The sequence below is a fragment of the Rhodococcus koreensis genome (assembly GCF_900105905.1).
In the GTDB taxonomy this organism is placed as follows: Bacteria; Actinomycetota; Actinomycetes; order Mycobacteriales; family Mycobacteriaceae; genus Rhodococcus_F; species Rhodococcus_F koreensis.
Window position 1 is genome coordinate 181,730 of record NZ_FNSV01000001.1, and the last position, 10,128, is coordinate 191,857.

Below are 10,128 nucleotides of genomic sequence, written 5' to 3' on the forward strand. Positions count from 1 at the left end.
TTCATTGGCGCGTCGACGCCCGACGGGGCCGATCATGCCCAGCTCAGTCGCATGGACCTGGGTTACGCTTCGACGCCTCTCGTGCTTCTGCAACTCTGGTGAAACGTTTCCCGAGGAACCCGAGGCCGGCCGCCCCCGCATCGAGACCACGGCTTCCCAGTTCGAGTGCGGTCTCACCCACAGACTTGAAGCGTGTACCGAGTTCCGTGAGCGCGTCGCCGACGGTGGGATCTTCATGGTCCTGCCAACCTTGCACTTGGCTTCGGCGGGCCTTCGCAAACGAGTCGAGATCTTGGCGCAGCTGAAGGACATCTCGTTTGAGCTGTGCATTCGACATCCATCGCACGATCTCGAGCGGCTTGATCGCGGCGTACCGCGCGAGTTCAGCCCGCCCGCGCAGGAGTAGCTCACCATCGGCGGCAAGATGGTCGGCGAGCATCTTGCGGGCGGACGCTACGACGAGTTCGAGGTGTTCTGGCTCAGTGTGCTTCACGCGCTCGATTCGGAGGCGCTGCCACAGGTACAGGGAGTCTTCCGCGATCACCAAGAGTTCGAGACTCTCGCCGAGTCGGTTGTCCTCCACCGCCTTCTGAAGATAACTGGCGCGCTCCTGGACCGGTCTACTCGCATCGAATCCGTCGATCGACTTGCGGATATGTGCCCTCAAACGCTCGACGACAACTTCGAGACCGGGGCCGAGCGGTGCGAGGGAATCCCAGTCGGCCGTCGGCAGCTGCCCTGACTCGTCGAGCATCAGCACAGTCCGGCGCAGCGCCTGGTGGTGCCCGATCACGTCGCCGATCATCGAGGCCTGGGCAAGGTTGAGGATTTGGTCGACCTTGCCTTCGACCCGCTCGACGGCAGTCGTCGTCTCCGCGATCGCAGTTTGGAGAGCGAGAGTCGCCATGGCGAGTTGGATGGACAGCGCGCGCGTGCCCACTAGTGATGCGCTCTGCCATTGCATCTGCCCGCGGAACTTACCGGCGGCGTCGACGACGGTCATCCTGTTGAATCCCGGCTGACCGGGAAGGACATGGAACTTCCTCAGTTTTTCGACACTGTCGGGCGCAAGCCGAACGAAGGTACCGTGCTGGGCGCCGACAGCGGCGAGACCGGAAGCCAACGCAGCAGTGCCGGCGGTAGTTTGGGCGTCGATCCCGGCGACCTCGACCGCATTGGCGGCGTTGAAGCGCAGTTTGTTGAGGTATCCCTCGACTGCGGTGGGATCTCCGGCCACGAGGACGCCCTCGGGTTCGACGACTACCGTCAATTCCGATTGCCCCTCGGCGTGGATACCTCCTGCCGGCGTCTGTTCATCCATGGGGGATGCCTCTCGTTCTCTTCGAGTGTTCCTTCGGTACTCGAGTGATGCGCAGCGTACAGCCGCCGTCGGACTCCCCGTGCTGTCCGGCTGTCGCGGGTGGATGGTCAAGGTCCACATCGCCTTGTCGTGACTATCACCTTGACCACCGCGCGAAAACCGAACGTGGCGGTGGGCGTCTTATGCGGGCCTGCCCGAAACGGCCTGTGGCAACAGGTCGCTGGGGTCGCCTGCGTAGACCACCACCAGTTCGTCTCGCGCGCGTGTCGCGGCGACATACAGCAGCGACCGTTCTCGCTGTAGCGCGTCGGCACGGTCACCCTCGGGCAGTGCGTCGATGAAGTAGGTGCGCGGCATGTTCTTGGCGCCGACACCGACGAGGACAACCTTCGCGAACTCCATGCCTTTCGCGCGGTGCATGGTCATCACCTGGGGGGTCCCTGTCGGTCCTGCGGTGTCCCGGTCGACGAAGGCGACCGGGACCCCGCGGTCGCCGAGGGCGCGTGGTAGTGATTCGCCTTCCTTGCGGGTGGGTACCAGCAGACCGATCGATTCGGGGGCCACCTTCGCATCGAGCCACTCACGGACGGTGTGTGCGACGATGTCGTATTCGTCGGTGAGTGAACTCGCCTCGACGGGGCGCGGCTGCGGGCCGCGCCGGGCCGACCGGTAGGCGTCCGTGCTCTCGGGTTCGTCGACGAGGTCGGTGTACTCGGCGCCGGACAGGATGCCCAATGCGTAGCGCAGGTTCTGCTCAGTGGTGCGGTAGTTCAGTGTGAGTCGGCGTGCGCGGCCGACGATGTTGATGCTGTAGCGGCCCAGCACGATCGGCTGGCCGTAGATGCGCTGATGCGAATCCTCCGCGATGAACAGGTCGTCCTTGCCCGGCGCGGCGAGTGCCCGTAGGAGCATCAGTCGTGACGGGCTGAGGTCCTGTGCCTCGTCGACCAGCACGTGATCGGCCAGTCCCCGGCCGTTGATGTTGCGCAGGACCTGCGCGGCGATCGCGGATTTTTCCTCGAAGTCCGTGGTGCCGTCGGCGGCGGCCGCGGCCCGGTATGCCTCGATCACGTCCCACACCGCGTTGCGGCGGGCACGATTGAGCGAGACACCGCGCCCGGTGCGGCGGGCCTTGAGGTACTCCTCCCGGGTGGTCACCAGGTTCGGCAGGACGATGGTGGCGTACTCGGACTCGAGGAACGAGGGGGTGCACAATTCGGGTCCGAGTCCGGCGCCGTGTTCGTCCGCGGCGATCGCCCACGCCTGGGAGTGGGTGTGTTTGCTCACCTGCGCGGTGCGGGGTCCGAGCACCTGCGCGACGGCACCCGGCTTACCGTCCGAGCCGCCGAGTTCGGTCGCGTACGAGGTGAGCACTCGGTGTGCGATTGCGTCGACACCGGCTATGTAGATCCCCGGTTCCCCCAGCTCCGCCGCGGGCACGATACTCGGATCGAGGACGCTCAGCTGCTCTTTGAGTGCATCGGCGAGGGTCCGGTTGAACGTGGTGAGCACGATCCGCGCCTCGGGATTGCGGCGGTGCAACTCGCGGGCACGATGCAACAACACCACCGTCTTCCCGGTCCCTGCGCCGCCGGAGATCCGGAACGGGCCGTTGTAGCTGCGCGTCGTGTACGCCCGCTGTTCGGGATGCAGGAAGATGCGCCATGCCGAGAAGTCGGGGTTCTCGATGGCGGCCCGCAGCGCGATGTCGTCCTCGATGAACGCGAACTCCATCTGCGCTGCCGGGTGTTTGAGCGCGGCGAGCAGGTCGTCGTCATTGGTGGCATCGGCGGCGGCTGGCTGGTCGAGCTGGTACTTCTCCCGGATCGCGGTCAACGATTCGCCGGTGTAGACGTCGAGCAATGCGCTGGCCTGCCATGTGGCGGGCGCCTGCTCGGCGTAGTCGAGAACGGCGTCGCTGCCGAGGAGGTCGAGTGCGCCTTCCGCGAACGCGGCGTCGATGCCGAGGTCGGTGAAATCGTCGACCGTGAACTCGCGGTCCCGCAGGCTGGTCTCGACGTCGTCGGCAGCGGCCGGCGGTTCCGTCGCCGGAGGCGGGGTGGCCGGCAGAGTGGTGGCTACTGGCTGCTCGTCCACCGGAATCAGCTCGGCGACACCGTTGCGCGGATTGATGTTCACCCGCGATTTCTGCGCGATGGAGATGGCCTCGTCGTGCTGGAAGGTGCCGATGAAGACGTAGGACGCGTCTTGCTGGCTGCCCTGCAGTTTGAACAGCACCGCCCGGTTGGAGATGTCCACCCGTCCGGTACGGGCCCGCGGGTCGGCGGAGTTGTTGATCGGCTCGATGTGCAGGCCCGGTGCGGTGTCGTCGGCAGCAAGTTTCGCCAGAAACCGGTAGGTGGCCTGGTGCAGGCTCCCGTCCATCCCGGACAGTCCCGGACCGAGAATGATCTGTGCCATTTTACGCACCTGCCTCCTGCAATGCGGCCTTAACGGCGTCGGGGTCGGCCGGACACAGTACCCAGCCGGCGGCGGACAACTCCTCGCGCTCCGTGTCGTCGATGCCGGTGTCGACGACGACCTTGCGGTCCGGCCACGAGATCTCGAGCGGGATGCCGCGGAACTCCTCGCCGACCTCGGGCACCGGCACGGCGGCCGCGGCGGCGAGCAGGGTGACGAGTTCGCGGTCGCTCGCTGCGACTTCGTTGTACACGTCGAGCCACGGACCGGTGAGCCCGGCTGGGGCCTGCGGCTCCGGCGCCGGGACCGGCGTGGGTGCGGGGACGGGCACCGGCAGTGCTTCCGACAGTGCGGTCCTGCTCGTGATCTCGGTCGGCAGCGATCGGAAGTTGAGCAGATTCGCCCAGCGTAGCCACTCCCGCCACGCGCTTTTGGCATCCTCGGTTAGCGCCGTGTCCGAGTCGTCGAGCACCACCGCGACCTCGGTGGAGGACTGCGATCCGGGGGAGAGTCTGATGGCGGCGGCGAATCCGCCGTAGCGCCAGACCAGCGTGTCCCCGGAGGGCGACTCGTCGAGTCCGTCGTCGAGTGCCGCCAGCGCGAGTGCGCTGGGCGATCCGTGAGCGCGGCGCCCCACTTCCCGCAGGCTGGCAAGGCCGAGAATCGGCAACCAATGCGCAAGCTGGCCTCGGGCGTGGCGTGACGGCTGCTGAATCCAGGCCAGCAGCAGGTCGATCGCGTTGCCGAAGACGAGGTCGAGCGCGCTCTTGGACAGTTGGTCTCCGGCCAGGCCCAACACGACCGGGGTGACGTTGGCGCGGAATCCGGAGGTGTCGAGCACCGCACCGTCGACGTCGTCACGCGTGACGGCAATGACCTGATAGCCGCCGTCGCGCAGGTTTCGGCGTTTCTCGGCGTCGTCGGCGATGCGGTTGTGTGCCGGGGTCGCGTGGTAGGCCCGCCCGTCGGTGAAGATCGCAGTCGGCGGGACGCCGCCGCGCGCCGAGGTCAGCACGAAGTCGGGTTTGCTGCCGAGCACGTTCTCCTGCGGTCGCAGCGTCCACCGGTTGCTCGAACCGAGCGCGATGTCCCACATAATTCCGCGGTCGGTGGGCTTCTCGGTGATGGTCGCGCCGAGTGCCTCGAGCCGTTTAGCGAACTCGACCCGGAATCGCTTCTCGAGATCGGATTCGCTCTCGGTGACCTCGGGTTCGGTCTCGGTGACCGACCACGGCATCATCTCGGGCACCTCCGGCTCGTCGGCTGGACCGAATTCCCTGCCCGCCAACAGGTTAGCCAGGTGACGTTCAGCGGCGGACCGCGAGGTCCGGGGTACGTCGGGCAGGGCCGCGAACGGCAGCAGGCAGTTCTCACACGCGAGTTTGCCGTCGTCGCGACACCTGCAGTCCTTCACCACCTCCCACGCGCGGTGCAGCATGTCCCATACCGTGTCCGGTTTGGTGAAGTCGGCGAGGTAACCGGTGCCGCCCGGCACCACATCGTGCAGCAGCAGAGCTGCATGGTCGGCGCCGTGCGGGGAGGGGTCAACGGTGGGCGTGATCTCGAGGTGGTCGGGGTCGCCGCCGATGTATTCCCGCACGCCGAGCAGGATCGCGGCCGCGAGCGAGGGCATCGCGAACGTGTCGCCCAGCGTCACCGACGGCGGCAGGCGCAGCACCAGACCCTCGGTGGTGAGCCGGCGGGCCAGTGCCAGCGAGGTGGTCGACTCCTCCATCGCGGTGCGCAGCGAGCACCACGGTCGGTGTTCGCTCGCACGATTGGCGCCGGTGGCCGCATCGAGCTTGCCGCACTCCGAGCACACCCGGAACAGCGCGGCATCGGCCTCCTGCCCGGCGAGCAGGCGGCTTCCGCCCCCGGTTGCTGCCGCGCCCAGGTTCAACCAGCGGATCTGCATCTGCCGCAGGTGTTTGGCGCCGAATCCCACACCCTCGACGAACCAGCGCTTCCCGACGTGCACAGGGTCGATGTCGGCGGCCGTGAGCACGGTGAACCGTTCCCGGTTGCGTTCGTCGCGGGAGTCGTCGATCGTCGCTTCCTCGCGCCGGATGATCGCCGACACCGTCCTGAGTTCGGCGACCGGCAGGCGCTGGCTGGTGTCGGCGATGGCGGCCGAGCCGCAGCGCGGGCATCGTGTGGGCGCGTCCGCCCCGGCCAGGTCGGGGGACAGTTCCTTGACGTATCCGCATGCCGGGCAGCACGCCCACTGGGTGACGGCATCACCGTCGGCGCCGAGGTCCACCGCGTCGATCGCGATGGCGAAACCGTTGGCGTAGAAGGTGGATCCGGGGGCGAAGTCGCGCAACGCCTGCGCCGAGCCGCGGCGCAGTTCGAACTCGGAGTGTTCGTACTCCTGGCTTTCCGGGTTGAGCCAGTTCACCGATACCGACAGGGTCACGGTGTCGTCGAGCAGGGTGTAGTTCGGCAGCAGCCCGAACGATTCGAGTGCGCTCACCCAGTACTCGGACCGCAACTCGGCGAGTTGCCTGTTGATCAGGCGCTTCGCGGCCTCCGCTGCCCGCAGGTCGCGACGGTTCTCCTCGGTCGCAGCCGGAGAGGTGGCCCGGTCCTGCAGGTCGGGAAGTGCCTTGTCCACGGCGGCCTTGCGGTGCGTGAGCATCTCGATGCGGCGGTTCCACTCCACCGACGCACGGTGACACCGGGCCGCGAGTTCGCTGGTGCCGGGACCGGTCAACGGTTGCGGGAAGGCACGCAGACGGGCCGCGACATCGGCATCGAGTGCGGGGAATCCGGCGAGGAACTCCCCTACGAGGTCGGTGGCTCGGCCTTCGGCCTCGGCGATCAGCGCACCCAGATACGTTCGGCTTCCGGTTGAGCGCAACGCATCCGCTGTGGTTCGTGGATGCGGCGCGCCTGAGCGGCGGGCGAGGACGTCCGCGACCGACGCGGTGAACTGGCGGCGCAGGATCTCCTCGGCGTCGAGGTAGGTGGCCGGCGGGCGGACCGCACCGTTGATGGTGGCCTCAGGCCGGGTGAAACGCGGCAGCTGGTCACCGCGGGCGGTGACGTACGCCAGCGCGAGCGCATTGCCGGTGAGTCGGCCGGCACGCCCGACGCGTTGCAGGTAGGACGCGACCGAGCGCGGCAGCGACGACAGCAACACGGCGGACAGGTCGCCGATGTCGATGCCCATCTCCAGCGTCGGGGTGGCGACCAGCACGTTCGGCGCGTTGGGCGGCGGGGTGGGCTGCTTGAACTGGGTTTCGTACTCGAGGCGCACGTCGTCGGGCAGCAGGCTGGTGTGCTCGCGGGCCACCACGCGGCGGATGTCGGTGGCCGCGTACATCTGCCGGTAGAAGTTGTCCTCGAGCTGGTGCGGCCGCAGGGTGCCGTCGCACCGGTCGACCAGGCACGGAGCATCGCGCAGGTCGCGAAGGGCCTCCGGGGCGCCGTGCAGGACGTCGCGGCAGATCGTGCAGGCCAGGGCGATGGCGCCCGACGCGAGTTCCGTGTCGGCGACCGGGCGCACCACGATGGCACTCGCCGGCAGGTGGAAGGTCTGCGCACCGCTGGTGGAGGTGGTGTCGCCGATGACGTCGCGGCGGCGCAGCCGGGTGAACAGCAGCCGCGCCAGCACCGCGCCCTCCTGGCGGCCCACACCGAGCGCCTTCGCGGTCCACTGGGCGTACCAGCCGCGCGTCGACGCAATGGGTTCGAGGTCGGTGTCGCGTGCCGACCCGCCGAGCACGGGATAGCCGGGTGCCGAGTTCCCCCTGCCGAAACCCGGCATGCCCTGGCCACGACGCCGTCCGCCGGTGATCCACCACCGGTTGCCGTCCTCCTGGCGGAACGTCGCGAACCACTCGTGCTCGATCGCGCCCCGACTGCGCATGCGTTCGAGCACGCCGCGGACCCACGCGAGGAGGCGGGCATCGTCAACGGGGCCGAACAGGCCCTGCTGCACATCGGGCGAGTCGACCGCCTCGCGGGCGCAGGCGAGCAGCACGGTCGGCGCGATATCGAGGCGGGTGACCGCGGTGCCGGTGCGTTCGAGGGTGCGGCCGACGCCGGACCGCAGTCCGAGTTCGAGCTGAATGTCCAGCAGCAGCCGGCGTCGCACATTGGTGCGTACCTTCGACGGCACCCGCGCCAGCGACGGCCGTTTCCAGAACTCGCGGAACGCGTCCCGGTCGGCCAGTTCGGGTGGCAGCACCCGGTAGCGGGCACCCGGATCGTCGCCAGCGAGGTCGATGACGCGGTGCACGAGCGAGTCGAGGTCGGACTCGCCGTCGGCGAGGGCCTGGCGCAGCAACGTGCGCAGGGTCAGGGCGTGCGAGCGGGCCTGCACGAAGCCGGCGCGGTGCGCGGCGTCCTGCACGCTGTCGGTGAACACCAGCGCCCGCTTCTCCCGCGCGTCGAGATCGGGGCTGCCGAACAGGGTGGACAACGACACCGACAGCATGGTCGCGATCGCGGAGCCGAGGAAGCGGATGCCTTCGGGCTGCCGGCATGCGGGGCAGACGTCTTTCACCGAATCCGATCCGGCCGAGTCGGAACGGTGCACCAGCACCGGGAGCGCGCGGCCCTCGGCCAAGATCGCCTCGCCAGGGGGTTTGTAGGTGAGCCGGCGTTCGTCGACGAGCAGCCACGCCAAGCCCGACGGTTCATCCTCGGACCGGTCGGTCGCGCCCTCGGCCAGTTTCGCCTCGAGTTCGGCGGCTTCGCCGGGGGCGTGCATGAGCGCACGGAATCGGTCGTCGTTGCGCAGTGCCCGGCGCCGGATGGTGGTGTCGTCGGCGTCGAGGTCGGACCCAGTGGGCGCCAGGGCGATGCCCCATCCGGAGCGGTTGCAGTGCCGGCAATACACGGCGGGCAGGAACGGCTCGGTCGGCAGGTCGGGGTCCACCCCGTCGACGCGCAGGCCGTCGTCGCCCCACACGAACAAAGGCGCGCCCGACGCGGCCCGGTCGAGGCGGGTGAGTTCCCGCGTCCACAGGTGCACGTCGACCGACGCGGCCGCGCGACCGTGCCGGGCCCGCACATGGCTGAGCACGCCCACCAGGGCGGAGGTGACGGTGCGCAGCACCGCCGCACGCACCTCGCGCGCGGTGTCGCCCGGGAACAGTGCTGGCGCGAGGTCGTCGAGGTGGACGGCATCGCGAGTGAGGGCGACCAGCCGGTGGAACACCGGGTGGGTCTTGACGAGATCAAGCACGAGCGGACCGTCGCCGGCGACAGCGGCGGCGAGCGCCGCGGCGTCACCGCCGTCGTAGAGTCCGCGCAACACCGCGAGCGTGAGCGCCCGAGGGTCGTCCTGCCCGGTCGTCGCAGCGGCGAGGTCAGTGATCCGCGCGGGGTCTAGGCTGGCGGCCCGCCACCCAGCGACCGATTCGCTCGTGGGCGCCTCGCCAACCCAGTCGTCAATGGACAGGCGCGACTCGGTGACGACCGAATCGGTCGGGAACTCCTCACCGAAAACGGTGCGCGCGAACGTGAGCATTGCGGCCGGGTCCCCGCCGTCGCCCAGGGTGGCGGACGTCGCGACGGGGGTGATGCGCCCGAGCGGGCGCCCCCGATCCTCGGCCGTGATCGCCGGATCGTCAGCGGCCCAATGGCTTTTCAGGGTGAGGCCGAGGCGACGCAACAGCATGGAAACGTCGGTGCCCTGCGCTCCGTCATAGGTATGGAACTCGTCGAGCACCAGGTACTGCAGGCTGTGCGCGCTCTGCCGCCACAGGTCGGCATCGGCGGTCCGCAGCAGCAGCTGATCGAGCATCTTGTAGTTGGTAAGCAGGATGTCCGGGGCGAGGTCACGGATCACGTCGCGATCAGTGATCAACCCGTCCGCAGTCACCCGGGTGCGTTTCTCCCCCACCTCACCGGTGTACAGGGCCGCAGTGATGCCAGCGAGTGCGGCGCGCTCCGTGAGTAGGGCGGTGAGCCGGGACGCCTGATCGTTGGCGAGCGCATTCATCGGGTAGAGAATGATCGCCTTCGTCCCGGTCACGCCGCAACGCTTGGCGCGCTGCACGTGATCGAGGATCGGGTACAGAAACGCCTCCGTCTTGCCGGACCCGGTACCGGTGGTGACCAGCGTGGGCAGCGGCCGGGGCCGCTCGTCGGACAAACGGTAGCTCGAGAGCCGCTCGAACGCCACCGCCTGATGCCCGTACGGGGTGAAGCCCTCGTACCATTCGAGGCTATCGCGCCAGCCCTCTCCGGCGGGGCGGAACGGCAGCCGCAGCCGCACATACGGACCGCGGAACATCCCCGTGTTGGGATGCTGCAGGAACTCGTCGAGCACCCGCCGCGCATCGGGGTCGGCGAGCGCGAACGTCGTGCCGAGGTAGTCGAGCAGACTGTGCTTGATCGACTCGGCCTGCGCGAGCGGCAGCAGCTCCGACATG

Annotated in this window: 4 protein-coding genes; 1 reads left to right on the forward strand and 3 read right to left on the reverse strand. The window is 68.6% G+C overall.

Annotation, left to right across the window (positions count from 1 at the left end; translation table 11 throughout):
• Positions 1-43: 43 nt before the first annotated feature.
• Positions 44-1,003, reverse strand: a complete 960-nt coding sequence (locus BLV94_RS00795) for a hypothetical protein (RefSeq protein WP_244163400.1) — start codon at positions 1,001-1,003, stop codon at positions 44-46.
• 30 nt (positions 1,004-1,033) lie between these two features.
• Between BLV94_RS00795 and BLV94_RS50165 the strand changes: the two genes are divergently transcribed.
• Positions 1,034-1,369, forward strand: coding sequence for a hypothetical protein (locus tag BLV94_RS50165; protein ID WP_244163401.1), 336 nt, complete (start codon positions 1,034-1,036; stop codon positions 1,367-1,369).
• A 132-nt stretch (positions 1,370-1,501) separates the two neighbouring features.
• On the opposite strand, the gene BLV94_RS00800 is transcribed toward BLV94_RS50165, so the two are convergent.
• Complete coding sequence (locus BLV94_RS00800; protein ID WP_072948804.1) at positions 1,502-3,742, reverse strand: 3'-5' exonuclease; 2,241 nt, start codon at positions 3,740-3,742, stop codon at positions 1,502-1,504.
• A gap of 1 nt (position 3,743) precedes the next feature.
• Positions 3,744-10,127, reverse strand: coding sequence for a DEAD/DEAH box helicase (locus BLV94_RS00805; protein ID WP_072948805.1), 6,384 nt, complete (start codon positions 10,125-10,127; stop codon positions 3,744-3,746).
• Between the last annotated feature and the right edge of the window lies 1 nt (position 10,128).